Raw genomic sequence first — 25,583 nt, 5'->3', positions numbered from 1 at the left:
CCGTTTGCCCGCGCGGCAACAAGATGGTCGTTTTCTTTATGCGCACCTTCTGTACAAAAAATACCCTCCGTCGGGCCGATACTGAAAGAGCAGGCATATGACCCTTTTCGATGTAATTAAAAGGAGTGTGCGAATGATGAAATCAGTGGACAGACATCTCGCGGCCTACGGCAGCGAAATGGATTTTTTGGCGTCGAGCATCGCTCTGATGGAATGGCAAGGGCGGCAGATTGACGCCGGGCAGGTGGCCGGCAATATGTCGGAGCAGCAAAGCCGCCTGTTCTTTGCGCGGTTGAATTATTTTCGTCAGCTTTATCAGGCCGCATCGGCGGCCGAACACAGCCTGTAATTTCCGATCCAGCCCCGCCGCAGCGGGGCTTTTCATTTCAGCGGTGCCACACCCCGGTCGCCAGCGTTGCCGGCGAATACTCCAGATTTCGTCCCCGCCACGGCAGCGCTGCCGCAAAACGCCAGGCGCGGCGCACGTCAAACCGCCAATAGCGTTCTGCGCCTTCAACGGCGGGATGCCCCTCCGTTTGCCAGAGGATCTGCGTTTCCCCCTGCAGATGCAGCACGTCGCCGCGTTCAAAATCGATGAACAGCAGCGCCGCCCGCGGTTCGGCCAGCAGATTGCCCAGCGTGTTCATGTAGCGGTTGCCGCGAAAATCCGGCATCCACAGCGTGTCGCCTTCCAGATGGATAAAGCCGGGGCGGCCGCCGCGATGGGAAATATCCACGCCGCCCTGCGCCAGTGCCAGGTGCGCGCCGCTGGCGACGAAGCAGGTGTCCGCGGCGCGGATCAGCGCCTGCGCCGCCGCATCCAGCGAGGCTAAATGCTCAACCGGCTGCGGCCGGCTGTCCACCGGGTAGAGTTCTCGGCGCTGAATGTACTGCGGGCAGTTGCCGAAGCTTTGCTGAACGAGGATTTCCACCCGGTTTTTGTCGGTGCGGCTGACGGCGCCGTTGGCGCGGTTGCGCCGCCGGTTGCTGAAATCCAGCCCCAGCGCGCCGACCGGCTTGCCGGGCAGCAACAGCGCCTGGGCGGGATCGTCGCTGCGGCGCGGCGCGCTGATGCGTAAATGCGTGTCGTCCGGCGTGCGTAAAAATCCGGGCGGGCCGGTAAACAGGGTGGCGATGGGCCAGCCTTGTTCATCCAGCGTGGCGACGAACAGGTAGGGCAGCGCGGCGAAAAACGCGCGGTGCTGATCCGGCATCGCGGGGTAGATGCCGCCGCCTACGCCGCCAAACCCGGCCAGCGTCTGTGCGCGCAGCTCATCCGGATGGAACAGTTGCGGGATCATGGCGTCAGCTCGCCGCCGGTTCCGGCAGGGCCGGCATGGCAAAGAAGCCGGGCAGTGCAACGATGCGCGCCGCCCAGCGCCGTATCGCAGGGTAAGGCGCCAACGAAATGCCGCCTTCGGCCGCGACCGCTACGTAGCTGTGGCAGGCCAGATCGGCGATGGTGGGCTGTTCGGTGGCCAGGTAGTCCCGCTCGCTCAGATGCTGTTCCATCTGCGGCAGAAAACGATCGCTGACCGCCCGCGCCGCCTGATAATCCTCCGGCACCGCGAATTGGGCGATCAGTCGGCAAGAGGCCGGGCCGTAGCGAACTTCACCGGCGGCTTTGGAAAGCCAGGCCTGCACCCGCGCGGCCGCCGCCGGCTGTTCCGGCAGCCAGTGGCTGTCCGGCGCATAGCGCTTCACCAGATAGACCAGAATGGCGTTGCTGTCGGCCAGCGTCAGATCGCCATCCTGTAAGACCGGGATCTGGCCGAACGGATTGAGCTGGCGGAAGGCTGCGCTCTGCCGTACGTCCGCCGAGGCTTCGACCCATGCATAGGGCAGCGCCAGCATACGCAGCAGCAACGCCACGCGATGAACGTGGCCGGAAAGCGGGGTGCCGTAGAGTGTGATGGTGGACATGGCGTTTCTCCTCAGTGCTTTTTGTCAGCATACTCTTGCGTTGAACGAGCGAAATCCGGCAATGTGGAAATTGATAATTTCACTTTTCGGAAGAATCTATGGATCGGTTAGACGAGTTGGCGATCTTCGTGGCGGTGGTGCAGCAAGGCAGCCTGGCGGCGGCCGGGCGCAAACTGCGGCGTTCGGCGCCGGCGATCACCCGGGCGATCGCCGCGCTGGAACAGCGTTTCGGTACCCGATTGGTGGAGCGAACGACCCGGCGGCTGGCGCCCACCGAAGCGGGTATGCGGCTGTTGGAACGCGCGCAACAGCTGCTGCAGGATTATCAGGCGGTGGTGCAGGATACCGCCGAAGCGCAGCTGAGCGGCTTGCTGCGCGTCACTTCGCCGGTGCAGTTCGGCCGCCGCTATGTGGCGCCGGTGGTGATGGCGTTTCTCGATGATTACCCGCAGATGCAGATCGAAATGGTATTGAACGATCGCAATCTCGATCTGATTGACGAAGGATTGGATATCGCGGTGCGCATCGGTCATCTGCAGGACTCTTCGCGCGTGGCGCGGCGGCTGGGGCAGGTCAGCCGGGTGACGGTCGCCAGCCCGGATTACCTGGCGCGCTGCGGTGAACCGAGCTCACCGGCGCAGCTGGCGGAACATGCCACTATCGTCGGCACCCAGCGGCCGTCGCTGCGCGAATGGCGCTTCGGCCCGCAGGAAAACGGCGAGCGGGTGCGATTGACTCCCCGGCTATTGCTCAACGACGTGGAAGCGCAACTGCTGGCGGTGCGCGCCGGCAAGGGCGTCGCCCGGTTGCTCTCGTATCAGGTGGCGGACGATTTGGCCGCCGGTACGCTGGTGCGGCTGTTGACGGATCACGAGCCGTTGCCTATGCCGGTACAGCTGGTGGCGCAGCAGGCGCAGCACATGCCGCTGAAGGTGCGCGCCTTTTGGGATTATGCATTTGAACGGCTCAGCGCCTTGCCGCAAATTCATCCGGGTGGGCGGGGGAAATAAGCGCAAAAAGTTTCATGGGTTAAACTTTTTCATTATTCATCAGGTTTTATTTTACCGGGCGCGCATTGCTGATGCGCCCGTCTTGACAATAATGTTGCCGGTGCTAATAGTTAATTCACATCTTAAATAATAAACGAAGTTTAATATATGAAACCACTTGCGGGGAGTTATGACAACGGCGCCACGGTGGATAATGAAGCGGCTATTTTGACTTCATTTCAAACCCGCAGTGCGGCTGTTTATAAACAGACGCGCCATGAAAACAATATTGCTTATGGCAACGGCGAACGCGAAACATTGGATTGGCTCTATTCTGCAAAGCAGCATCAGGGGACGTTAATTTTTATTCACGGCGGCTATTGGCAATTCTGCGATAAGGCAGATTTCGCCTTTATCGCCGCCGGGCCGTTGGCGTTGGGTTTTGACGTGGTGTTGGTGGAATATGCGCTCGCGCCGGCGGTGGATCTCGACGAAATATGCCGGCAGATCGGTATGGCGTTGAATGCCATTCAGCGCCGCCTGCCGCCGCACTATGCCTATCCGGTGCATCTGTGTGGCCATTCCGCCGGCGGCCATCTGGCGGCGTTTTGGCAGCAGCATGCGTTGGTGGATGCGGTCTTTCCCATCAGCGGCCTGTTCGAGCTGGCGCCGCTGCAACAAAGCTATGTCAATCGGGCGCTGCAGCTGACTGCGCGGCAAATTGAAACGCTCAGCCCGGCGCGCCACCTGCCGACGCGCGGCAAGCCGCTTACGCTGTATTACGGCGCATTGGAGCTGCCGGAACTGAGAGGCCAGTCGCAACACTATCATGCGGCGCTGCGCCAACGCGGGTTGTCAGCAGAACTGGTCGTGGTGCCCGGCGCCAATCATTTCACCATTCTGGATGCGTTGTTCGCCGCCGACGGCGCGCTGCTTCGCCAACTTAACCACCACGGGAACCACTGACATGCGCGAGATCGTAGATACCGGGCTGCCGGAGATCGGCCAGCCTTTTTCCTGGGCCACCCGGGGCGGCGGCATGCTGTTTACCGCTCACGGCCCGGTGCGGGCGGACGGCAGCATCGACACCGGCGCGCCGGAGCGACAGATTACGCTGACCTTCGATAATCTGGCGCAGACGCTGAAGGCGGCGGGCAGCCACAGCGATAAGGTTCTGCAGGTGATCGTGTATCTCACCGACGTCAACGACGTTAAATGTCTCGATGATATTTACCGGAAATACTTTAATTATCCTTATCCCAATCGCTCCACGGTCATTGTCGAAAAATTGGTGGTGCCGGGAATGAAAATAGAAATTACCGTCAGCGCCATCGCCTGATTTAATTTCTTATTAAGTTCGCCTTTATATTAATTCAATAACGAGTTAAGGATGTGTCATGTTTAAACAGATTGCACCTTCCGCGGCCGATCCTATTATGTCGCTGATGGAAGCCTATTTGCAGGACCCCAATCCGCAAAAAGTGAATTTAGGCATTGGGCTGTATTACGACCGACAGGGGAATATTCCGCTGATGCAGGCGGTTGAGGCCGCCGAGCAGCGGTTGCTGGCGCTGCGCCGCCCGCACGGCTACCCGCCGATCGAAGGTTCGCCGCAGTTCGCCCGCCAGGTGCAGGCGCTGCTGTTCGGTGAGCAACAGGCGGCCGAGATCGCCACGGTGCAGACCGTCGGCGGCTCCGGCGCGTTGAAGCTGGCGGCGGATTTTTTGCGCCACTTTCTGGCGCGCGGTGAAATTTGGGTGTCCGATCCCACCTGGGCCAATCACTGGGCGATTTTCGAAGGCGCCGGGCTGCGGGTGAATACCTATCCCTACTTTGATGAAGCGGCGGGCGGCCTGCGTTTCGCCGCCATGCTCGACGCGTTGGACAGCCTGCCGCCGGGCAGCGTGGTCCTGTTGCATCCTTGTTGCCATAACCCGACCGGCACCGATCTGACGGCGGAGCAGTGGCGCGCCACGCTCGCCGTGCTGCAGCGGCGTAACCTGCTGCCGCTGTTCGATATCGCCTATCAGGGCTTCGGCGACGGGCTGGAGGAGGACTGCTTTGCGTTGCGCGAAGCGCTGAAAACCGATCTGCCGTTTTTGGTCTGCAATTCGTTTTCCAAAAACGTCGCGCTGTACGGCCAGCGTCTGGGCGCGCTGTCGGTGCGCTGCGCCGACGCGGAAAATGCCGCCAACGTCAAAGGGGCGTTAAAAACGCTGATCCGCCGCAGCTACTCCTGCCCGCCGACGCACGGCAGCCAGATCGTGGAAACCCTGCTCGGCGACGCCGAACTTGGCGAGCTTTGGCGCAATGAGCTGGCAGAAATGCGCTCGCGCATCAAGCAAATGCGTGAACAGCTGGCCGCCGGGCTGGCGCAGGGTGGCTCTTCGCTGGATCACCGGCGTATTCGCGATCAGCGCGGCATGTTCAGCTATACCGGCCTGAACGAAGCGCAGCTGCAGACCCTGCGGCTGCGCTATGCCATCTATCTGGTCTCGCCCGGCCGCATGTGCCTGCCGGGGCTCAATCCCGGCAACATTGACTATGTGACCGCCGCCATTCTCGACGTCACCCGTACCGCCTAACTCCGCTCGGGAACCCAGCCATGCCACAGATGAATGATTTTGAGCATATCGCCCGCCGTCAGGGCGGGTTGAACAAGCATCTTACCGCCGGGCAGATGTCGATGCTGGCGATCGGCGGCGCCATCGGCACCGGGCTGTTTCTCGGCAGCGCCTACGCCATTCAGATGGCGGGACCGTCGGTATTGTTGAGCTACCTGATCGGCGGCGTCATTGCGCTGCTGCTGATGGGCAGCCTGGCGGAGATGACCTCCGAACACCCAACGCCCGGCTCGTTCGGCGACTACGCCGAATTCTATCTCGGCCCGCTGTTCGGTTTTCTGGTGCGTTATTCTTACTGGTCCTGTGTGGTGCTGGCGGTGGGTACCGAAGTCACCGCCATCGGCATGTACATGCAGTTCTGGTTCCCGGCGACGCCGACCTGGCCGTGGGTGCTGCTGTTCTCGGCGGCGGTGATCGTCGTCAACGTGATCGGGGTGAAGTCGTTCGGCCAGGTGGAATACGCGCTGTCCACCGTCAAAGTGACGGCGATCGTGGCGTTTATTCTGATCGGCATCGGCATTCTGGCATTCTCGGGCAACCCGGCCTACGGCCTGCGCAACCTGACCGCCGGCGGCTTCATGCCGTTTGGCGTCAAGGGCATGTGGTTCGCGGTGATCGTGTCCATCTTCAGCTACCTGAGCATTGAAATGATTGCGGTGGCCGCCGGCGAGGCGAAAAATCCGGTGATTGCGGTGAAGGCGGCGTTCAAGGGCACCATCGTGCGGCTGTTCATCTTCTACATGCTGTCGATCGCCCTGATGCTGGCCATCGTGCCCTGGCGCCAGTCCGGCACCGGCGAAAGCCCGTTCCTGATGGCGATGAACGTGATCCATCTGCCCGCCGCCGCCGGTATTTTCAACTTTATCGTGCTGGTGGCAGCGCTGTCGGCAATGAACAGCCAGCTGTACATCACCACCCGCATGATGTTCTCGCTGTCGCGTGCCGGGCAGGCGCCGGCGGCATTGGGGCGCGTCAGCCGGCGCGGCATTCCGGTCAATGCGTTGGCGATGTCGTGCATCGGTATCGTGGTGTCCATCGTGCTGAGCCTGGTGGCGCCGGAAACCTCGTTCGCCGCCATGATGTCTATCTCGGTGTATGGCGCCTGCTTTACCTGGCTGATGATTTTCGTCACCCACCTGTTCTTCCGCCGCCGGCATCGGCATACCCACCTGAAGTTCCGCATGTGGGGCTTTCCCTATACCACCTTGCTCGGCGCCGGGCTGATGGCGGCGCTGATGATCTCGACGGCGTTTACCGAATTCTTCCGCATGACGCTGTGGTTCGGCATTCCGTTCACCTTGCTGCTGGTGGTGGCTTATCACTTCCAGAGCCGCCGCGCGGCTACACCGTCGCCGTTCAAGGCGCCGGAGGTGGAGTAATGAGGTGGAGTAATAAGGGGAGGGGCTGAGGCGCATCTCAGCCCCGGGGATTAAAGCTGGCTTTTCGGGATCAGGTGGTCGCCGAAGCTCAGGCGTTGGCGGCCCGGTTCGATTTCGGTCAGCGGCGCCACTTCGTGCAGCGAGGATTTGCAGCGCTGTACCAGATCCTGATACTCGCGGGTGCCGGCGATCTTCCAGGCCAGCTCCTGTTCGGTCAGATCGCGCAGCACGCGCGCCGGGCTGCCGACCACCAGCTTGTTGGCTTCGATCACCGCCGCGGCTTTGACGAACGCCATCGCGCCGACGATGGTGTTCTCGCCGATCTCCGCACCGTCCATCACCACCGCGTTCATGCCCACCATCGCGTTGCGGCGAATGCGGCAGCCGTGCAGGATGGCGCCGTGGCCGATATGGCCATCTTCTTCCACCACCGTGTCCTGCTGCGGGAAGCCGTGCATCACGCAGTTGTCCTGAATGTTGGCGCCGTCGCAGATTACCAGGCGGCCAAAATCGCCGCGCAGGCTGGCGTTCGGGCCGATATACACGTGTTTGCCGACGATCACGTCGCCGATCAGCACCGCCGTCGGGTGCACGTAACTGCTGGGGTCAACGACCGGCGTCAGGCCGTCAATCTGATACACAGGCATAGCGTGAGTTCCTTAATATGTAGGGTCGCGCGGCAGGCCGCCGAAGCGCCGATAGTAGCCGGCGGCCGGCGCGGGCAGGGCGCCGATGGTGGTCTCCGCCAGCGCACTGACGTACTCCGTCGCGGCGCGATCGACCTGCTGATAGAGATTGATGCACAGATTACGGGCGATTTGGCCCTCCCACTGGGCGGGCAGCAGCGCGTCCGGCAGCAGCGGATCTTTCAACACCACGCGACGGAAGAAGTGAATCAATAATAGCTTAATCTGGAAACCGCGCAGCGGCGTCAGCGCCGCCGGGTCGACTTCGCGCAGCAGCGCCATCAGCGGCCGGAAGGAGACGATAAACTCGTGATAGCCGGCCGCCACATCGCTGAGCGACCAGCAGTCGGCCACCAGTTTCTGCAGCGTTTGCTCGGAGCGGTTGTAGGGGTAATCGGCGCGAAAGTAGATCACCTGCTCACTGGCGTTCAATTCGCCGAGCAGCGCCGTCACGTCGGTTTGCGCATGGGTGGGGGCGGCCATCAGATTGTTGGCGATCTGCCCGAACCCGAGCCAGCCCAGCTCTTTTTTCAGCCGCGCGCGCGCGTTTTTTTCGGCGCATTCCAGCAGCAACAGCTCCCACTTGCCGTCCCAGGCGGGCTGCTCGCGCAGATAGATTTTCGATTCGGCGTGGCGGAACTGGCGCATTCCCTGCTCGGTCACGCGGTAGAAGCTGCGGCGGCCGATTTTCTCCACCGCCAGCCAACCCTCTTTCTGCAGGCGGAACACCGAGGTGCGCACGAAGCGATCGCCGAAACCGAAGGCCTCCAGCAGCGCGCTCAGGCTGCCGAGCCACACTTCGCCGCCGCGGTGGCTGAGCGCGTCGCCGTACAGCGAAATGATCAGCGAGGTACCGCTGATCGGCTGCGCGTCGACGGCATGGCGAATGAACTCATCCAGTTTATGTTCCATATTTTTCCATGGGTTAGCCTTCGATGAGCCATAACATTACGCCTAATTTGGGGCGGCGTCATCCGTGACGCCGTGCGCCTCAGCGCGGCCGCAGATCGACCACGCGCTGCGCCTTGCCTTCCGAGCGCGGAATATCGCCGCAGTTGGCGATGCTGACGTCGGTGCTGACGCCCACGATCGATTTGATGTGGTGGCGCAGCTGGTGGCAGATATCGCAACGCTGCTGGTGGCTGAGGCTGAGCGCCGACTCCTTGAGCTCGACGCGCACCGCCAGCGTGTCCAGATGCCCGCTGCGGCTGACCTGCAGCTGGTAGTGCGGCGACAGCTGCTCGAACTGCATGATCTGCTCTTCCACCTGCGACGGGAAGACGTTGACACCGCGAATGATCAGCATGTCGTCGGAGCGGCCGGTGATCTTGCCCATGCGGCGCATCTGGCGCGCGTCGCCCGGCAGCAGCCGAGTAAGATCGCGGGTGCGGTAGCGGATCACCGGCAGCGCCTCTTTGGTCAGGGTGGTGAACACCAGTTCGCCGTGCTCGCCGTCCGGCAGGGCAATGCCGGTTTCCGGGCAAATGATCTCCGGCAGGAAGTGGTCTTCCCAAATGGTCGGGCCACCGCCGCTCTCCAGACACTCCATCGCTACGCCCGGCCCCATCACTTCCGACAGGCCGTAAATATCCAGCGCCTTGATGCCCATGCGGGTTTCGATCTCGTGGCGCAGGGCTTCGGTCCAGGGTTCGGCGCCGAACACGCCGAGCCGCAGCGAGCAGCCGCGCGCATCGCCGCCCATTTTGCGCTCCAGTTCGTCGATCAGCGTCAGGCAATAGGACGGCGTCACCATGATGATGTCGGGCTTGAAGTCGAGGATCAGCTGCGCCTGGCGCTCCGTCTGGCCGCCGGACATCGGGATCACCGTCGCGCCGAGCCGCTCTGCGCCGTAGTGCGCGCCGAGGCCGCCGGTGAACAGGCCGTAGCCGTAGGCGACGTGCACCTTGTCTTTGGCGGTGGCGCCGCCGGCGCGCAGGCAGCGGGCGACGATATCGGCCCAATTATCGATGTCGCGCTGGGTGTAACCGACCACCGTCGGGCGGCCGGTGGTGCCCGAGGAGGCGTGGATGCGCACCACCTGTTCCATCGGCACCGCGAAGGTGTCGAACGGGTAGTTGTCGCGCAGATCCTGCTTGGTGGTGTAGGGGAAGCGCGCCAGATCGCTCAGCTGTTTGAGATCGTCGGGGTGTACGCCGGCCTGGTCGAATTTGCGTTTGTACATCGGCACATTGTCGTAGGCGTGGTGCAGCGTCCACTTCAGACGCGCCAACTGCAACGCTTCAATCTCATCGCGCGAGGCGAATTCGATCGTTTCGAGGGGCTGTGGATTTATTGTCATGGTTAGCCTCAGGGGTCAGACACGCTCAATGATCATGGCGATGCCTTGGCCTACGCCGATGCACATGGTGCACAGGGCGTAGCGGCCGGCTCGCCGTTCCAGTTCAAACAGGGCGGCTAGCGCCAGGCGCGCGCCGCTCATGCCCAACGGATGCCCCAGAGCGATCGCGCCGCCGTTGGGGTTAACCTGTGGGGCATCGTCCGGCAGGCCAAGCTGGCGCATCACCGCCAACGCCTGGGCGGCGAACGCTTCGTTCAATTCGATGACGTCCATCTGCGCCAGGCTCAGCCCGGCGATCTCCAGCACCTTGCGGGTGGCCGGCAGCGGGCCGATGCCCATCAGCCGCGGTTCCACGCCGCAGGTGGCGGTGGCAACGATGCGCGCGCGCGGCGTCAGGCCTTGGCGTGCTGCCATCGCTTCAGAGGCGACGATCAGCGCCGCCGCGCCGTCGTTCAGGCCCGAGGCGTTGCCGGCGGTGACGCTGCCGGGCTGACGGAACGGGGTTTTCAGCGCCTGCAACTGCTCGAAGGTGGTGTCGGCGCGCGGGTGTTCATCCTGGCTGAACAGGGTGACCGCGCCTTTTTTGCCGGTGAGGCTGACCGGCGCTATCTCCTGCGCCAGGTGGCCCAGCGCCTGCGCCCGGGCGGCACGCTGCTGGCTGCGCAGCGCAAAGGCGTCCTGATCGGCGCGGCTGATGTTGAACTGCGCCGCGACGTTTTCGGCGGTCTCCGGCATCGAATCGGTGCCGAACTCGGCCTGCATCCGCGGGTTGACGAAGCGCCAGCCGAGGGTGGTGTCGTACAGCTGCGCCTGGCGGCTGAAGGCGCTGTCGGCCTTGCCCATCACCAGCGGCGCACGGGTCATCGATTCCGCGCCGCCTGCCAGCAGCAACCCGGCGTCGCCGGCCTTGATGCTGCGCGCCGCCATCGCCAGCGCATCCAGGCCCGAACCGCACAGGCGGTTCACCGTGGTGCCGGAAACGCCGATCGGCACTCCGGCCAGCAGCAGCGCCATGCGTGCCAGGTTGCGGTTGTCTTCCCCGGCCTGGTTGGCGCAGCCGAGGATCACGTCGTCCAACTGCGTCCAATCCACCTGCGGATGGCGTTCCAGCAGCACGCGCAGCGGCAGGGCGGCGAGATCGTCAGCGCGCACCTGGGCCAGCGCGCCGCCATAGCGACCGATCGGGGTGCGCACGCCGTCGCAGATAAATGCCTGATTCATGCCTGATCTCCTAAAATACTGTGGCCGAGGCGGTGCGCGCGGCCGCGGAACCAGGCGACGGTTTTGCCCAGTTGGTTGACGATCTCGACGTCGTACAGCCCGGTGGCTTTGCCCTGGTGGCGCACCGCCGCGCTGGCGGTGAGGCGATCGCCGGCCAGTGCCGGGCGGACGAAATCGATGCTGCAGCCGGAGGCCACCGCCGCCAATCCCTGGCTGTTGCAGGCGTAGGCGAAGGCGGTATCCGCCAGGCTGAACAGCTGGCCGCCGTGGCAGGTCTGGTGGCCATTGAGCATCTGCGGGCCGACGGTCATGCTGACCTGTGCGTACCCGGCATCGACGGCGTCGATATGCATCCCCATCGCCTGAGCGCAGGTATCTTGCTGGAACATCTGTTCGGCGCAGCGCTGAGCCAGCGCGCGCGGCGTATTGGCGTTCATCGTTCGGCTCCTGAGAAAGAGGCGGGGGAAGCGTAGCGGCGCAGCAGCGGCATCGGGCGATAGCGCGCTTCGCCGTAATAGCGTTGCAGGTTTTCCAGCGTCGTCAGAATGTGGCGCCAGCCGAGTGCGGCGCCCCAGGCCAGCGGGCCGCGCGGATAGTTGACGCCGCGCAGCATCGCCAGATCGGTATCTTCGGCGCCGGCGACGCCTTTGTTCACCACGTCGAGCGCTTCGTTGGCCAGCATGGCCAGAGTGCGCATCGTCAGCAGGCCGGGATAATCCGGCAGTTGAATGACCTGCTTGCCGAGGGACTGCAGCAGGCGAATCGCGTTGGCATTGTGTTGCGCGCCGTTTTGCGCAGCGCAGCTGATGGCGATGGCGGAGGCATGCGCATAGTCGGCACAGAGATCGAACAGCACCACGGGCGTTCCACGTTCGTCGGCCAGTTGGCCGGCGGTTTTACCATTGGTTAACATCATTGTAACGTCGTCGATCGTGAGGTACGGGCTGGTCTGGCCAGGTTGTTTGATCCCCCCCGCATTTTCGATCAACAGTTCCGCCAAATCGGCCAGCGAAGACCAGTCGCCGTGCAGCGTGACGCGTTGCGGCGGCGCGGACTGCGCCGGCGGCGCAAAGGCGATCATCTCTGCGGCGGGGCGTTGCGCGTCGTAGCGGTAGAAGCCGCGGCCGGATTTGCGGCCGAGATGTCCGGCGGCCACCAGCTCCTGCTGCACCAGTGAGGGGGTGAAGCGCGGATCCTGGTAGAAGGCCTGATACACCGAGTCGGTCACGGCGTAATTGACGTCCTGGCCGATCAGATCGGTCAACTGCAGCGGGCCCATGGCGAAGCCGCCGGCGTCGCGCATGACTGCATCCAGGGTGGCTGCGTCGGCCACCCGTTCCTCCAGCGCGCGCAGGGTTTCGGCGTAGAATGGCCGCGCTACGCGGTTGACGATAAATCCCGGCGTCGAGCGGCATACAACGCTCTGCTTACCCCAGCGCTGCGCCAGGGCCTGCAGCGCGGCGAGGGTCTCGGCGCCGGTCTCCAGACCGCTGACGATCTCCACCAACTTCATCAGCGGCGCCGGGTTGAAGAAGTGCAGCCCGGCCATGCGCGCCGGGCGCTGCAGTGCCCCAGCGATAGCGGTGATTGACAGCGAGGAGGTATTGCTGGCGAACAGCGCCGTGGGCGAGCAGACCGCTTCCAGATCGCGGAACAGGCTCTGCTTGATCGCCAGATTTTCCGCCACCGCTTCAATCACCAGCGCGCAGTCGGCCAGTTGCTCGAGCGAGTCGGCGCGTTCGAGGCGCGCCAGCAGCGCTTCGATGGTCGCGGCGTCGGCCTTGCCGCCGTCGACCCGCTGCCGTAGGCGGCGAGCGAGATCGTCGATCGCGCGCTGGGCGGCGGCGGGCGCGATGTCGAACAGCCGCACCGGATGGCCGGCGGCAGCGGCCACCTGGGCGATGCCGATGCCCATGGTGCCGGCGCCGATCACCGCCACCTGGCCATTAAGAAGGGGCGCGTTCATGGCTATTTCCCGCTGAAATTTGGCGTGCGTTTGGCGAAGAACGCGCTGACGCCTTCGCGATAGTCGTCGCTGCGGCCCCCCAATCGCTGCAGATCGCGCTCCAGATCGAGCTGTTGATCGAGGCTGTTGGTGGCCGAGCTGTAGAGGGCTTTCTTGATTAGCCCCAAACCGTAGGTCGGCTGGGTGGCCAGATGGCGCGCCAGCGTTTGCGTGCGGTCGGCCAATTCATCCGCCGGCACCACCTGCCAGATCATGCCCCACTCCAGCGCCTGCTGGGCGCTGATTTTGTCACCCAGCAAGGCCATGCCCATCGCGCGGGCGTGGCCGGCCAGCCGCGGCAGGAACCAGCTGCCGCCGGAATCCGGCACCAGCCCCAGGCGGCAGAACGACTGAATAAAGCCGGCGTTGTCGGCGGCAATGACGATGTCGCACGCCAGAGCCAGCGCGGCGCCGGCGCCGGCCGCCACGCCGTTGACCGCGCACACCACCGGTTTGGGCAGGGCGGTCAGGCGGCGGATCAGGGGGTTGTAGAAACGTTCGACCGACAGGCCGAGATCCGGCGCCTGTTGATCGGCGCTGACGTTGCGATCGTTGAGATCCTGCCCGGCGCAGAAACCGCGCCCGGCACCGGCGATCAGCAGGCAGCGCACGCTGTCGTCGCGCTCGGCTTGCGTCAGCGCTTCGCTCAGCTGGCGATGCATCTCGTCGTTAAAGCTGTTGAGCCGATCCGGCCGGTTGAGGGTCAGCGTCAACACGCCGGCGTCGAGATGGCTGAGAATCAATGCGTTATCCATAAATCAGCGCCCCTGATAGTTTGGCGTACGTTTTTCGAAAAAGGCGGCGATGCCTTCGCGGCGATCGTCGGTGGCGGCCAGGGTGACGAACTGCTGACGCTCCATCGCTAGCCCCTGGCTAAGGCCGGTTTCCTCGGCCTGTTTCAGCGCCTGCTTGGCGGCGCGCAGCGCCAGCGGCGCCTGACGGCTGATGCGATCGGCAATCTGCTGCGTGCGCTCCAGCGTCAGGGCATCGACGCACACTTCGCTGATCAGGCCAGCCTGCAGCGCGGTGCGGGCGTCGATGGCTTCGCCGGTCAGCACCATCTGGCTGGCGCGCGCCTTGCCGACGCAGCGGATCAGGCGCTGGGTGCCTCCGGCCCCCGGCATCAGGCCGAGGGTGATCTCCGGCAGGCCGAAGCGGGCGCTTTCGCCGCCGATAACGATGTCGCAGGCCAGCGCCAACTCGCAGCCGGCGCCCAGGGCATAGCCGTTCACCGCCGCCAGCAGCGGCTTGCTGAACTGCGCCAGCCGCTGCCACAGCTGCGGACGGCGATCCGCCAGCGCGGCCGGCAGATCCTGCTGTTGCAGTTCGCGCAGATCGGCGCCGGCGGCGAAAAAGCGCGCCGCGCCGGCGATCACCACGGCGCCCACGCCGCTGTCGGCATCTGCCTGCTCCAGACGGGCAACCAGCTGTTCCAGGCACGGCGTGCTCAGGGCGTTGCGCGCCTCCGGGCGGTGCAGCGTCAGCGTGACCACGCGGTGTTGCTGCTGATGCAGAATAAAGGGGGTATCCATCGCGGCTCCTAGACGTCGAAGTCCAATACCACGCCGTCGCCTTTCGGCCACGACTGGCAGCTCAATACGTAGCCCGCCGCCAGCTGATCCGGCTCCAGGCTGTAGTTGACGCCCATCTCCACCTGGCCGGCCTTCAGACGGCATTTGCAGGTGGCGCACACGCCGCCTTTGCAGGCGTAGGGCAGATCGGCGCCCTGGCGCAGCGCGGCATCGAGAATGCTGTCGTCCTGTTCGCCGATCTCGATATCCAACCGGCGGCCGTCGAGCAGGATCGCCACCCGGGTAGCGTTGCGATCGCCGCTGTGGCGCGGGCGGGTGACCAGGCCGCTGGTGTTGAAGCGTTCGCTGTGGATGTGATTGGCCGGTACGCCGGCCTGCACCAGCACGGTTTGCGCGTCGTCCATCATCGATTCCGGCCCGCAGATAAAGGCGTGGTCATAGTCGCGGAAATCCAGCAGCGCGCCGCCGATCGCCGCCAGGCGTTCACGGTCGATGCGGCCGCTGAGCAGCGGGCTGTCGAGACTTTCCTGGCTGAACAGGTACAGCGGCTGAAAACGCTGCGGGTAGCGGTTTTTCAGATCCGACAGCGCCTCTTTGAACATCATTGAACGGCTGTTGCGGTTGCCGTAGATCAGGGTGAAGCTGCTGCCCGGTTCGAGCAGCAGCGTCGCCTTGATGATCGACAGCATTGGCGTGATGCCGGAGCCGGCGGCGATCGCCAGGTAGTTGCCGTGGCGCTCTGCCTGCGGCTGGTAGCCGAAGCGCCCCTGCGGCACCATCACCTCCAGTGCGTCGCCGACTTTCAGCATGCGGTTGACGAAGCCGGAGAAACGGCCCTGATCAATCGCTTTTACGCCGATCTGCAGCAGGCCTTCCTGCGGCGAACTGCAGATGGAGTAGCAACGCCGCAGTTCTTCGCCGTTGACTAGCGCCTTGAGCGTCAGGTGCTGACCGGGGGTATAGCGGTATTGGTTTTGCAGCTCTTCAGGCACCCGCAGGGTGATGGCTACGGCGTCAGGCGTTTCGCGCTCGATGGCGGCGACGCTCAGGCGATGAAAGACCGTCATGGTGTCAGCGCTCCTATATGCATTTGAAATAGTCGAACGGTTCCCGGCAGTCGCAGCAGCGGTACAGCGCTTTACAGGCGGTGGATCCGAACTCGCTGATCTTCTCGCTGTGGGTGCTGCCGCAGCGCGGGCAGGCGACCGGGCCGTGGGCATGCGGCCGATCGCAGGTGTGGCCCTGCGGGGGCGCTACGCCGTATTGCCGCAGCCGCTCGCGGGCGTCGGCGTTCATCCAGTCGGTGGTCCAGGCCGGGCTGAGGCGAATGTCCACCTGCACAGGGCTGAAACCGGCGGCCGCCAGCCGCTGCTCGATGGCGTTGAGCAAAAACTCGGTGGCCGGGCAGCCGGAATAGGTTGGGGTGAAGGTCACGCGCCAGCCGCTGCCGTCGCGCACCACGTCGCGCACCATGCCCAAATCGGTGATCGACAGCACCGGCAGCTCGGGATCGCTGATCTGCTGTAGGCAGTGCCAAATCTGCGGGATTTCGGCGGGTTGCAAACGAGTGACGTTCATCGCGGCCTCCTACCACTGACTGTTTGGGTAGGCGCGCTGCAGGAACTGCATCTCCGCCAGCAACGGGCCGAGGTGTTCGCTGTGCTGACCTTGCTTGCCGCCGTGACGGAACGCCTGCTCGGCGGGCAGCGCCAGCGTCGCCTGCCGCAGCGTCTCTTCCACCTGCGCTAGCCAGGGGGCCTGCAGCGTGCGCGGATCGACGGCGATGCCTTGTTCCGCCAACACCAGTTCCAACGCGTCGGCGTGGAACAGCTCGGCGGTAAAGCGCCACAGGTTATCCAGCGACTGTTGGATCTTGCGGTGGCTGATGTCGTTGCCGTCACCGAGGCGGATCATCCAGCCGTGGCTGAAGCGCAGGTGATAATCGGCCTCCTTCAACGATTTGGCGGCGATGGCGGCGATCTGCGCATCGCGGCTGCGGCTCAGCGCCTGGTGCAGCTGTACGTGGTAGGCATCGAGCAGGAACTGACGCACCAGCGTGTCGTTGAAACCGCCGTTCGGCTGTTCCGCCAGCAACAGGTTATGAAACTGGCGTTCGTCGCGGCCGAAGGCCAGGCTGTCTTCGCTGCAGGGCGGCCCGGCCAGTTCGGCGGCGTAGCCCAGGAAGTGGCGCGCCTGGCCGAGCAGATCGAGACCGATGTTGGCCAACGCCAGATCGATTTCCAGTTCGGGCGCGTGGCCGCACCAGGCGCACAGACGCTGGGCGAGGATCAGAGGCGTGTCGCCCTGGCGGAGCAAATAGCTGATGCGCGGATCGTTAACCGTCATGGTCGCCTCTACATGTTCTTGATGCCGTCGGGGATGGTGTAAAACGTCGGATGACGGTAGATCTTGTCTTCGGACGGATCGAAGAACGCGCCGCGATCTTCCGGCTGCGAGGCGATCAGATGGCGCGATTGCACCACCCAGATCGAACAGCCTTCGTTGCGGCGCGTGTAGGCGTCGCGGGCGTTTTCCAGCGCCATTTGGTCGTCGGCGGCGTGCAGGCTGCCGACGTGGCGATGCGCCAACCCTTGTTTGCTGCGGATAAACACTTCATACAGCGGCCATTCAACGTGGCTCATGATCTCGGTTCCTTATGTTGGCTATGCGGCGGAAGCGGCGTTTTTCGCGGCGTGGGCCATGGCGCCGTCGCGCACCCAGGCGCCGTCTTCCCAGGCGCGGCGTTTGGCCTGCAGACGTTCGTGGTTGCATTGGCCGCGTCCTTTGATCACTTCATGCAGTTCGCTCCAGTCGATCTCGCCGAAGCGATAGTGGCCGGCGGCCTCGTCCCAGGTAAGACTCGGGTCTGGCGCCGTCATGCCCAGCGCCTCAAGCTGCGGCACGGTGTTGTCGACGAATTTCTGCCGCAGCTCATCGTTGCTGTGGCGTTTGATTTTCCACGCCATGCTCTGGGCGCTGTGAGGGGAGTCGGCGTCGCTCGGGCCGAACATCATCAGCACCGGCCACCAGAAGCGATCGATGGCGTCTTGCAACATCGCGCGCTGCGAATCGCTGCCGTGGGCCATCGCCATCACCGCCTCGTAGCCCTGGCGCTGGTGGAAGCTTTCTTCTTTGCAGATTTTCACCATCGCCCGCGCATAGGGGCCGTAGGAGGCGCGGCACAGCGCTACCTGGTTGACGATGGCGGCGCCGTCGACCAGCCAGCCGATCACGCCGATATCCGCCCAGTTGAGCGTGGGGTAATTGAAGATGGAGGAATACTTCATCTTGCCGTCGAGCATCTTTTGGTAGATGTCCTGGCGCGAACAGCCGAGGGTCTCGGCGGCGCTGTAGAGGTACAGACCGTGGCCGGCCTCATCTTGCACTTTGGCCAGCAGCACCGCCTTGCGGCGCAGCGTGGGGGCGCGCGTCAGCCAGTTGGCTTCCGGCAGCATGCCGATGACTTCCGAGTGGGCGTGTTGGCCGATCTGCCGAATCAGGTTCTGACGGTAGGCGTCCGGCATCCAGTCTTTGGCCTCAATGGCGATATCCGCCGCGATCTTGTCGTCGAAATGCTGCTGATATTGTGCGTCAGTTGTCATGCTCGCCTCTTGGTGATTCGTGTTTTTCACATTGGATATAAAAATGTGAATCACTTTAACTAACCATAAGGCTACAAACTGATAACAAAAAGATCAAACGAGATTCATGTGGTTTTTCGAGTTCACTCACAAGGTTTTTTGTTATTTTGTTGATTTAATTTGATAAATAAAACCATCAATTCCGTATTAATGACAGGGTAAGCGGCTTGAAAACGGGTTTTGTTCTGTTTTTGTTAAAATTTGATTTGGCGTTGACTGGCATTTATGTGATACGTAATTAAGCTGTAGGGTGAAAATTTATGAATTTTGGAGGGCACATGCAGCAGTTACACAGCTATCTATCTGGCGCCTGGGTGTATGGGCAGGGAGAGGGCCGCGAGATCCGTCACGCCGTGACCGGCGAAGCGCTGTACCAGGTCTGCTCCGACGGCCTGCCGTTAGCGGCGAGCCTGAGCTATGCCCGCAGCCACGGCGGCCCGGCGCTGGCGAACATGACATTCCAGCAGCGCGCCCAGATGCTGAAAGCGGTGGCCAAACACCTGCTGGCGCATAAAGAGGCGCTGTATCAGATTTCCTATCAAACCGGTGCGACGCGCAGCGACGGGTGGGTCGATATCGAAGGCGGCATCGCCACGCTGTTCGCCTATGCCGGCATGGCCGGCCGCGATCTGCCGGATGATACGCTGTGGCCGGAAGACGAGTTGATCCCGCTGTCGAAACAGGCGCAGTTCGCCGCCCGCCACGTGCTCACTTCGCGCCCTGGCGTGGCGCTGCACATCAACGCCTTCAACTTCCCGTGCTGGGGCATGCTGGAAAAACTGGCGCCGACCTGGCTGGCGGGCATGCCGGCCATCATCAAGCCGGCCACCGCCACCGCGCAGCTGACGCAGGCGATGGTCAGGCTGATCGTCGACAGCGGGCTGGTGCCGGAAGGGGCGTTGCAGTTGGTTTGCGGCGGCGTCGGCGACATGTTTGCGCACCTGGATTATCAGGATGCGGTGACTTTCACCGGCTCGGCGCAGACCGGGCAGCGGCTGCGTGCGCATCCGCGCCTGCTGGAAAAATCGATCGCCTTCACCATGGAGGCGGATTCGCTCAACTGCTGCGTGCTGGCGGAGGACGTGACGCCGGAGATGCCGGAGTTTGCGCTGTTCATCAAAGAAGTGTGCCGTGAAATGACCGCCAAGGCGGGGCAGAAATGTACTGCGATCCGCCGCATCATCGTGCCGGCGGCGCAGGTGACGGCGGTGCGTCAGGCCTTGTTGCAGCGCCTGGCGGGGGTGACGGTGGGCGACCCGCAGCTGGAGCCGGTGCGCATGGGGGCGTTGGTCAGCCACGAGCAGCGTGAGGATGTGCAAAGCAAGGTAGAGTTCCTGCTGCGCAATGGTTGCGAACCGCTCTGTGGCGCGGCGCTGGATAAGCTGGAGATCCTGGGCGACGGCGCGCGCGGTGGGGCGTTTTATCCACCGACCCTGCTGTATTGCGCCGATCCGTTCACCCATCAGGCGGTGCACGGCACCGAGGCCTTTGGGCCGGTGGCAACGCTGATGCCGTATGCGGATACCGAGCAGGCGATCGCGCTGGCGTTGCTGGGGCAGGGCAGCCTGGCGGGATCGCTGGTGACCGCCGATCCGGCGTTGGCCAAGCGCTTCATTCGCGCGGCGGCCTGCGCCCACGGCCGAATGCTGATTTTGGATGAACAGGCGGCGGCGGAGTCCACCGGCCACGGTTCGCCACTGCCGATGCTGGTACACGGCGGCCCGGGGCGCGCCGGTGGCGGGGAAGAGCTGGGCGGACTGCGTGCGGTGAAGCACTATATGCAGCGCACGGCGATCCAGGGCAGCCCGGCGATGCTGGCGGCCATCGGCGGTGAATGGGTGCGCGGCGCGCCGGTCGCCGAGCATCCGGTACATCCGTTCCGTAAATACTTCGAGCAGCTGCAGCTGGGCGACAGCCTGTTGACCGCGCGCCGCACCGTGACCGAAGCGGATATCGTCAACTTCGCCTGCCTGAGCGGCGATCATTTCTACGCGCACATGGACAAGATCGGCGCCGCCGATTCCCTGTTCGGCGAGCGAGTGGCGCACGGTTACTTTGTGGTGTCCGCCGCGGCCGGGCTGTTTGTCGATGCCGCCGTCGGGCCGGTGATCGCCAACTACGGCATGGAGAATCTGCGCTTTATCGAACCGGTGAAGATCGGCGACACCATTCAGGTGCGGCTGACCTGCAAGAAGAAAATCCGCAAGCCGCAAAAAACCGCCGAGGATCGGCCGCACGGCGTGGTGGTGTGGGATGTGCAGGTGTTGAATCAGGAACAGCAGCCGGTGGCGCTGTACAGCATCCTGACACTGGTGGCGCGCCAGCAGGGGGACTTCGAGGCGTAATACGCGTTTGCCGCCGCCGGCAGCCCCGGCGGCGGCAATCTATTCAGATCAGCGGCTGACCGCGCAGCTGTTCCAGCACTTTCAGCGGCGAGCGCTGCGGATCCTGCATCTTGTTCACCGGCAACAGGAAGGTCTGTTCCAGCATAAACTGGCCGCCCATCGCGGCGTGCGGCGTTTGATCCGAGAAGCAAATCCAACTGCTGCCCGGCGGAAACGCCAGCGCCAGCTGCGGCCCCTGCTGCTGATAATCGCCGTCGGCCTTCATGGCGTCATGCAACTGCAGCATCAGGTGGTCATAATGGCTGCGGCGGGTTTTGGTGATGCGTACCCGGTGCTGCAGCCAGCTGCTGAAGGCGGAGTAGCGCGCCAGACGCGGCATGAAGCGTTGCGCCAGCTCAGGGAACGGTTCGCCGACGCGCCATTGGCGATGTTCACCGTGCGGATTGATGTTGGTGAAAATGCGCAGAATGCGTTCGCCGTAGTTCGGGCGCGACGGGAAAGCGTCAACGTGCAGGCGGCTGTCGTCTTTGCGCCAGGAACTGGTCGCCCGCCAGGCGGAAACCGGGTGCAAACGCAGGCTGCCGGTCGGATGGTGCAGCGCCTCCTGATACTCGGGCAACAGCCCGGCGATCAGCTGGCGGCACGACTGGTAATAGCGCTCCAGCAGTTGCTGAACCTGCTGCCGGCGTTCCGCGACGGCGACGCCGGTCAGCTTGCCGGACAGCGGCTGATAGCTGATGTTTTTGCGCTTCGGATCGACCAACGTCGGATCCAGCAGTGGCATTTCCTGTTCAGACAGGGTGAAGGCCAGCTCGGGCAGAAACAGTACCTTGCCCTGTTCCAGTTCGCTGACCGCGCTGGATGCTTCCGCTGCCGCCCATTGTCGCAACGGCAGCGTCAGGACGGCCTGTTCACGCATAATATCGCCAGTAGGCATGAGATCTCCTCGCAAATCTATATCGCTTTATTCCCGTCTTTCAGGTTGCCGCGTGATTGGCTGCACTGGCTTGCGCAGTGGCTGGCTGGAGCGGCGTCAGCAGGCCGCTCAATTGCAACGTGAAATTTGTGGGTTCTATTATGGATGTATCAGCAGGGCGCAGTGCGCCGAAGCGTGCGATGGCTTCCTGATAGAGAGAATATTCCCAATAAGGATATCACCGGCAATACCAATGAAAAGTAAACGAGGGCTAAACGGGGCTGCGCGTAGGCACGAATAATCAAAAATGGCACGAATTGTCTGCGGAATGGTGTATTTTTTATCTTATTGAATTGTAATGGAAATAAATATGCTGCTTATTTATTGGCGTTATTTCATTCAAATAGCAGGGCAAACCGGGGAAATAATGTTGCGGAGTGGAATTATTTCATCTTGTCGGGAATAAATCGGGCCGCCAAATTTGGAGACCCGATTATTGATTAAGCACCGTAAATGCAGTTTTTGCCTTTTTTCTTGGCCTGATACAGCGCGCTGTCCGCCTCATTGATAAAGCTGATCGGCGTATCGTTATACATATGTGGCACTTTGGCGCAGATGCCGATGCTGATGGTGACGATGCCGTGCGGGTTGCCCTGATGCGGGATCTTCAGATCGCGTACCGCCTGGATGACGCGTTCGGCGAAAATCAGTGCGCCCTGAATGTCGGTATCCGGCAGGATAATCCCCATCTCTTCGCCGCCGTAGCGCGCTAAAACGTCGTTGCTGCGGCACGCCAACCCTTTGAGCGTTTGGCCGATCTGCTGCAGGCACTGGTCCCCGGCGACGTGGCCATAGCTGTCGTTGTACTGTTTGAAATAGTCGATATCCAGCATCAGCAGCGCCACGCTGCGGTAGTTGCGCGAAGCCCGCGCCAGCTCGTTCTTCAGCGCGATATCAAACTGGCGGCGGTTGGCCAGCCCGGTCAGGCCGTCCAGCAGCGCCAGTTCTTCGAGCATCTGGTTGATGCTGGTCAGCTGATCGCGGGTGCGCATCAGCTCGGCTTCGGTTTGCATGCTGTGCTTGATTTGCCGCAGCAGCACCATGCCCATCGCCAACAGGATCATCAGCAGCGAGAGGCCACCGGCGGCGAACAGCCCGGCGTCGGTGCGCCAGTCCGCCAGCGCGTCGCGTTTCGACAGCCCGGCGGCGATCACCAGCGGAAAGCGGTTGACCCGCGAATAGCCGTAGATGCGCTCCACTTTGTCGTACAGCGAGGTGATGGTGGCGTTGCCGAATTCCGAATGCGGCAAAATTTCGCTGAACAGCACGCCCTTGGCGATGTTTTTACCGATCGACGCCGCCGAGTAGGGGCGGCGGTAAAGGATGGTGCCGTCCGCCAGCAGCAGGTTCAGCGAGGCGTCAGTGTTGAGGGCGAAGCTGTCGTAAAACTGGCGGAAATAATCGACGTACAGCGTCGCCAGCACCACGCCGCCAAAGCTGCCATCCGGGTGGTTGAAGCGCCGCGAAACGGGAATGATCAGATCGCCGGTGGTGCGGCTGCGGATCACCTTGCCGATGTACAGGCCGCCGCCGTCGCGGTTTTGATGGTATTTGAAGTAATCGCGATCGGCGTTGTTGGCGTTCTTGATGAATTTGCCCGAGGAGGTCGCCAGCCAGCGGCCGCGCGCATCGTAGAGAAACAGCCCATGCAGCTGCGGCAGGTTGCCGACCTGCGTCTGCATGACGCGCTGCAGCCGCGTCAGCTGCGATGGACCTAGCCCGTCGTTCTGGAGACGTTCGGTCAGATCGAGCAGATTGCCGTCCACCTGCATGAAAGTATCGTCGGCATGCTGCGCCAGCGAACGGGCGAGGTTGGCGGATTCATGCTCGGCGCTGCGCAGATCGCGCTGGTGCGCGTTCCAGATTTGCCAGCTGTTAAAGAGGATCAGCGTGGCGGCAACGATGATGACAAACACGCCGGCCTGAAATAATAATGGGGAGCTTTTAACGCTGCGCGGCGGCACGGCATCCTGTATGGGTTGCTGCTGAGTCATGTCACCCTTGTTGTTTGATTACTATTTAGTTCGAGTTAAGAGCAATCTTATATTTTATGCATAAACGCGCCAGACCTCTAGCCCTTAACGAGGCGATAAGGCGAAAGGGCGATCGCAACCCGCATTTGCGGCGGCGTGAACGCGAAGGAGTAAAAGGGCCATGTCGGATTACATCATTATCGCTTTACTGACGCTGGCGGTGTATTACCCCCTCACGCTGGGGGGGCTGGCGGTGATGATGTTCTTCGCCTGGCGGCGGCGCCGGTCGCCCTATTGGCGGTTGGGGTTGGTGCTGTTGACGGTGCTGTTCGTGCTGTTCGCCAAGGTGGCGTATGACTGGCACCGCTACAGCTAGCGGCGCCATGACGGGTTATTCGACGTTGATCATCCAGTTGACGCCGAATTTGTCGGTCAGCATACCAAAGCCTTTGGCCCAGAAGGTGGCTTGGTAAGGCATCGTCACCTGGCCGCCCTGCGCCAGATTGTCGAACAGTTTGCGTCCTTGCTCCGCATCGCTGGGGTTCAGCGACAGCGAGAAGCCTTTGTGAGAAGCGCCGCCGCTGTCATCTTGTGGGCAGCCATCGGAGGCCATCAGTACACCGTCGCCGATCAGCAGACGCGCATGCATGATCGCTTCAGGATTGGCGTCCTGCGGCCCGCCTTGGCGGGCTTCTTCGGGCATGTCTTTGAAGCGCATGACCATTTCAATTTTGGCATTCAACTGCTGTACATAGAAGTTAATCGCTTGCTCACAGTTACCGCTGAAAAACAAATAGGGTTGTACCAGCATGACATTGACCTCGGTTGTGGCCCGACAGGCAACGACCGGCCCTCGGGCAGGAAGAAATGGTTGCTGGCGGCAATAATTGCCGTCGGTGACTTATTAGTGTAGTTCCCCTGACGCAGAATGCTCGTGCGAGGTGAGCGCCTTCGCCGCCGGCAGGGCGGGCGAAGGCGCGAAGGCGGTTAATACAGCGAAGGTTCGCCGGGTGGGCGGGTTTTAAAGCGGCGGTGCAACCACATGTATTGATCGGGTGCCAGCAGCACCTGTTCTTCCACCACGCGGTTCATCATGGCCGCCGCGCGCGTTTCATCGTCCAGCGGGAAGTCCGTCAGCGGTGGCTGTACGATCAGCTCATAACCCTGCGCATGCGGCAGGCGGCGCGGCACGAATGGCACGATCGACGGCCGCCCCATGCGCGCCAGGATATAGGTGCCGGTCGTCGTGGCGGCGTTTTCCACGGCGAAGAACGGTACGAACACGCTGCTTTGCGGGCCATAATCGTGGTCCGGCGCATACCACAGGATTTCACCCTGTTTCAGGTTGCGGATCATGCCTTTGATATCTTTACGATCGATCATGAATTTATTCGAGCGTAGCCGGCCGCGGGTCTGCACCCATTCCATCAGTTTGTTATTGTGCGGGCGATGCACGCCGATGCCGGGGTTTTGCATGCCGAAGATGCGCGCACCCAGCTCCAGAGTGAGGAAATGCAGGCCGATCAGCAGCACGCCTTTCCCGTCCTGACGCGCCAACTGCATGTTTTCCATGCCGCTCACCTTAAACCAACGGGCGATGCGCCAGTCAGGCCAGAACCAGGCCATGCCGACTTCGAACAGGCCCATGCCGACGGACTCAAAATTTTTGACAATCAGCGCCTCGCGCTCGGCGGAGAGCATCTCAGGGAAGCAGAGTTCTACATTGCGGCGTGCTATTTGTACCCGGCGTTTCATCAGGCGCATGGCTATTCTGCCAAGGCCGTGTCCGAGTCGATAAATGAGCGGGTAGGGCAGTAACACCAAGAGATAGAGTATTCCCAGCCCTATCCACAGCAACCAATAACGAGGGCGCAAGAATTTGCGCTCAAAGCGTTGGTTAGAAAGCATTTTTTCTATGATTCCTTTTCTTTCCCAATGGGACCTTAACCCAAATTTTTATAAGGCGAATAGTAGAACATTTCGTGCTAAA

At 62.5% G+C, this 25,583-nt stretch carries 27 protein-coding genes; 8 read left to right on the top strand and 19 right to left on the bottom strand.

Annotated features, from left to right (window positions below; genetic code table 11):
- The first annotated feature begins 133 nt into the window (after positions 1-133).
- Entirely contained in the window at positions 134-349 is a 216-nt protein-coding gene (locus tag GUC32_RS15375; protein WP_004935234.1) for a glycogen synthase, read from the top strand.
- 37 nt (positions 350-386) lie between these two features.
- Here the strand turns inward: GUC32_RS15375 and GUC32_RS15370 are convergent, their stop codons facing one another.
- Positions 387-1,301 carry a pyridoxamine 5'-phosphate oxidase family protein gene (locus tag GUC32_RS15370; RefSeq protein ID WP_049203979.1) on the bottom strand — a complete coding sequence of 305 codons (915 nt, stop codon included), beginning with the start codon at positions 1,299-1,301 and terminating at the stop codon, positions 387-389.
- A gap of 4 nt (positions 1,302-1,305) precedes the next feature.
- Entirely contained in the window at positions 1,306-1,923 is a 618-nt protein-coding gene (locus GUC32_RS15365) for a glutathione S-transferase family protein (protein WP_025303377.1), read from the bottom strand.
- Between the two features lie 98 nt (positions 1,924-2,021).
- On the opposite strand from GUC32_RS15365, the gene GUC32_RS15360 reads away from it, so the two are divergent.
- The 5 genes from GUC32_RS15360 to GUC32_RS15340 all read left to right on the top strand — a co-directional run bounded on the left by GUC32_RS15360 (position 2,022) and on the right by GUC32_RS15340 (position 6,915).
- Positions 2,022-2,933 carry a LysR family transcriptional regulator gene (locus GUC32_RS15360; RefSeq protein ID WP_148123562.1) on the top strand — a complete coding sequence of 304 codons (912 nt, stop codon included), beginning with the start codon at positions 2,022-2,024 and terminating at the stop codon, positions 2,931-2,933.
- 147 nt (positions 2,934-3,080) lie between these two features.
- The gene (locus GUC32_RS15355) at positions 3,081-3,878 is read left to right on the top strand and encodes an alpha/beta hydrolase (RefSeq protein ID WP_049209452.1); all 798 of its coding nucleotides are present in this window, start codon (positions 3,081-3,083) and stop codon (positions 3,876-3,878) included.
- 1 nt (position 3,879) lies between these two features.
- The gene (locus GUC32_RS15350) at positions 3,880-4,251 is read left to right on the top strand and encodes a RidA family protein (RefSeq protein ID WP_025303374.1); all 372 of its coding nucleotides are present in this window, start codon (positions 3,880-3,882) and stop codon (positions 4,249-4,251) included.
- Positions 4,252-4,309: 58 nt separating this feature from the next.
- Positions 4,310-5,497 (top strand): aromatic amino acid transaminase, encoded by a 1,188-nt coding sequence (locus tag GUC32_RS15345; RefSeq protein WP_369435311.1) that lies wholly within the window; start codon positions 4,310-4,312, stop codon positions 5,495-5,497.
- 20 nt (positions 5,498-5,517) lie between these two features.
- Positions 5,518-6,915, top strand: coding sequence for an amino acid permease (locus GUC32_RS15340; RefSeq protein WP_301480858.1), 1,398 nt, complete (start codon positions 5,518-5,520; stop codon positions 6,913-6,915).
- Between the two features lie 50 nt (positions 6,916-6,965).
- Here GUC32_RS15340 and paaY read toward each other — a convergent pair whose 3' ends face one another.
- The 13 genes from paaY to paaA all read right to left on the bottom strand — a co-directional run bounded on the left by paaY (position 6,966) and on the right by paaA (position 18,260).
- Positions 6,966-7,562: a phenylacetic acid degradation protein PaaY gene (gene paaY, locus GUC32_RS15335; RefSeq protein ID WP_021505794.1), complete on the bottom strand. Its 597-nt coding sequence runs from the start codon at positions 7,560-7,562 to the stop codon at positions 6,966-6,968.
- A 12-nt stretch (positions 7,563-7,574) separates the two neighbouring features.
- Positions 7,575-8,513, bottom strand: a complete 939-nt coding sequence (paaX, locus tag GUC32_RS15330; RefSeq protein WP_025303371.1) for a phenylacetic acid degradation operon negative regulatory protein PaaX — start codon at positions 8,511-8,513, stop codon at positions 7,575-7,577.
- A gap of 79 nt (positions 8,514-8,592) precedes the next feature.
- On the bottom strand, positions 8,593-9,900 hold the full coding sequence (gene paaK / locus GUC32_RS15325; protein ID WP_016927188.1) for a phenylacetate--CoA ligase PaaK: 1,308 nt from the start codon (positions 9,898-9,900) through the stop codon (positions 8,593-8,595).
- Positions 9,901-9,915: 15 nt separating this feature from the next.
- Positions 9,916-11,121, bottom strand: coding sequence for a 3-oxoadipyl-CoA thiolase (gene pcaF, locus GUC32_RS15320; RefSeq protein ID WP_260514585.1), 1,206 nt, complete (start codon positions 11,119-11,121; stop codon positions 9,916-9,918).
- Positions 11,118-11,558 (bottom strand): hydroxyphenylacetyl-CoA thioesterase PaaI, encoded by a 441-nt coding sequence (gene paaI / locus GUC32_RS15315; protein ID WP_016927190.1) that lies wholly within the window; start codon positions 11,556-11,558, stop codon positions 11,118-11,120. The genes pcaF and paaI overlap by 4 nt, the downstream gene beginning before the upstream one ends.
- Positions 11,555-13,087: a 3-hydroxyacyl-CoA dehydrogenase gene (locus tag GUC32_RS15310; protein ID WP_369435310.1), complete on the bottom strand. Its 1,533-nt coding sequence runs from the start codon at positions 13,085-13,087 to the stop codon at positions 11,555-11,557. Before GUC32_RS15310 ends, paaI begins: the two co-directional genes overlap by 4 nt.
- Positions 13,088-13,089: 2 nt before the next feature.
- Positions 13,090-13,881, bottom strand: a complete 792-nt coding sequence (gene paaG / locus GUC32_RS15305; protein WP_025303368.1) for a 2-(1,2-epoxy-1,2-dihydrophenyl)acetyl-CoA isomerase PaaG — start codon at positions 13,879-13,881, stop codon at positions 13,090-13,092.
- Positions 13,882-13,884: 3 nt separating this feature from the next.
- Positions 13,885-14,658, bottom strand: a complete 774-nt coding sequence (gene paaF / locus GUC32_RS15300; protein ID WP_049203970.1) for a 2,3-dehydroadipyl-CoA hydratase PaaF — start codon at positions 14,656-14,658, stop codon at positions 13,885-13,887.
- A gap of 8 nt (positions 14,659-14,666) precedes the next feature.
- Positions 14,667-15,725 (bottom strand): 1,2-phenylacetyl-CoA epoxidase subunit PaaE, encoded by a 1,059-nt coding sequence (gene paaE / locus GUC32_RS15295; protein WP_197825368.1) that lies wholly within the window; start codon positions 15,723-15,725, stop codon positions 14,667-14,669.
- A gap of 13 nt (positions 15,726-15,738) precedes the next feature.
- Positions 15,739-16,236: a 1,2-phenylacetyl-CoA epoxidase subunit PaaD gene (paaD, locus tag GUC32_RS15290; protein WP_025303365.1), complete on the bottom strand. Its 498-nt coding sequence runs from the start codon at positions 16,234-16,236 to the stop codon at positions 15,739-15,741.
- A 9-nt stretch (positions 16,237-16,245) separates the two neighbouring features.
- Positions 16,246-17,004 (bottom strand): 1,2-phenylacetyl-CoA epoxidase subunit PaaC, encoded by a 759-nt coding sequence (gene paaC / locus GUC32_RS15285; protein ID WP_049203969.1) that lies wholly within the window; start codon positions 17,002-17,004, stop codon positions 16,246-16,248.
- 8 nt (positions 17,005-17,012) lie between these two features.
- Positions 17,013-17,300 carry a 1,2-phenylacetyl-CoA epoxidase subunit PaaB gene (gene paaB / locus GUC32_RS15280; RefSeq protein ID WP_004935173.1) on the bottom strand — a complete coding sequence of 96 codons (288 nt, stop codon included), beginning with the start codon at positions 17,298-17,300 and terminating at the stop codon, positions 17,013-17,015.
- 21 nt (positions 17,301-17,321) lie between these two features.
- Positions 17,322-18,260, bottom strand: coding sequence for a 1,2-phenylacetyl-CoA epoxidase subunit PaaA (gene paaA, locus GUC32_RS15275; RefSeq protein ID WP_025303363.1), 939 nt, complete (start codon positions 18,258-18,260; stop codon positions 17,322-17,324).
- A gap of 317 nt (positions 18,261-18,577) precedes the next feature.
- Here paaA and paaZ point away from each other — a divergent pair, with 317 nt between their 5' ends.
- Positions 18,578-20,644, top strand: coding sequence for a phenylacetic acid degradation bifunctional protein PaaZ (gene paaZ, locus GUC32_RS15270; protein WP_049295901.1), 2,067 nt, complete (start codon positions 18,578-18,580; stop codon positions 20,642-20,644).
- A gap of 43 nt (positions 20,645-20,687) precedes the next feature.
- Here paaZ and GUC32_RS15265 read toward each other — a convergent pair whose 3' ends face one another.
- Together GUC32_RS15265 and GUC32_RS15260 are read right to left on the bottom strand one after the other, a co-directional pair.
- Complete coding sequence (locus GUC32_RS15265) at positions 20,688-21,581, bottom strand: Kdo hydroxylase family protein (RefSeq protein WP_043140530.1); 894 nt, start codon at positions 21,579-21,581, stop codon at positions 20,688-20,690.
- A 479-nt stretch (positions 21,582-22,060) separates the two neighbouring features.
- Entirely contained in the window at positions 22,061-23,614 is a 1,554-nt protein-coding gene (locus tag GUC32_RS15260; protein WP_025303360.1) for a sensor domain-containing diguanylate cyclase, read from the bottom strand.
- Positions 23,615-23,774: 160 nt separating this feature from the next.
- Between GUC32_RS15260 and GUC32_RS15255 the strand changes: the two genes are divergently transcribed.
- Positions 23,775-23,969, top strand: coding sequence for a hypothetical protein (locus tag GUC32_RS15255; protein ID WP_060447861.1), 195 nt, complete (start codon positions 23,775-23,777; stop codon positions 23,967-23,969).
- A gap of 15 nt (positions 23,970-23,984) precedes the next feature.
- On the opposite strand, the gene yjdN is transcribed toward GUC32_RS15255, so the two are convergent.
- Entirely contained in the window at positions 23,985-24,404 is a 420-nt protein-coding gene (gene yjdN / locus GUC32_RS15250; protein ID WP_025303359.1) for a VOC family metalloprotein YjdN, read from the bottom strand.
- A 176-nt stretch (positions 24,405-24,580) separates the two neighbouring features.
- The gene (locus tag GUC32_RS15245) at positions 24,581-25,501 is read right to left on the bottom strand and encodes a Kdo(2)-lipid IV(A) acyltransferase (RefSeq protein ID WP_197836121.1); all 921 of its coding nucleotides are present in this window, start codon (positions 25,499-25,501) and stop codon (positions 24,581-24,583) included.
- Positions 25,502-25,583 lie beyond the last annotated feature (82 nt).

Source organism: Serratia sp. NGAS9, assembly GCF_009905295.1.
In the GTDB taxonomy this organism is placed as follows: Bacteria; Pseudomonadota; Gammaproteobacteria; order Enterobacterales; family Enterobacteriaceae; genus Serratia; species Serratia bockelmannii.
Note: the sequence above shows the minus strand (reverse complement) of the source record. Positions and strands in the feature narration are given on the sequence as shown.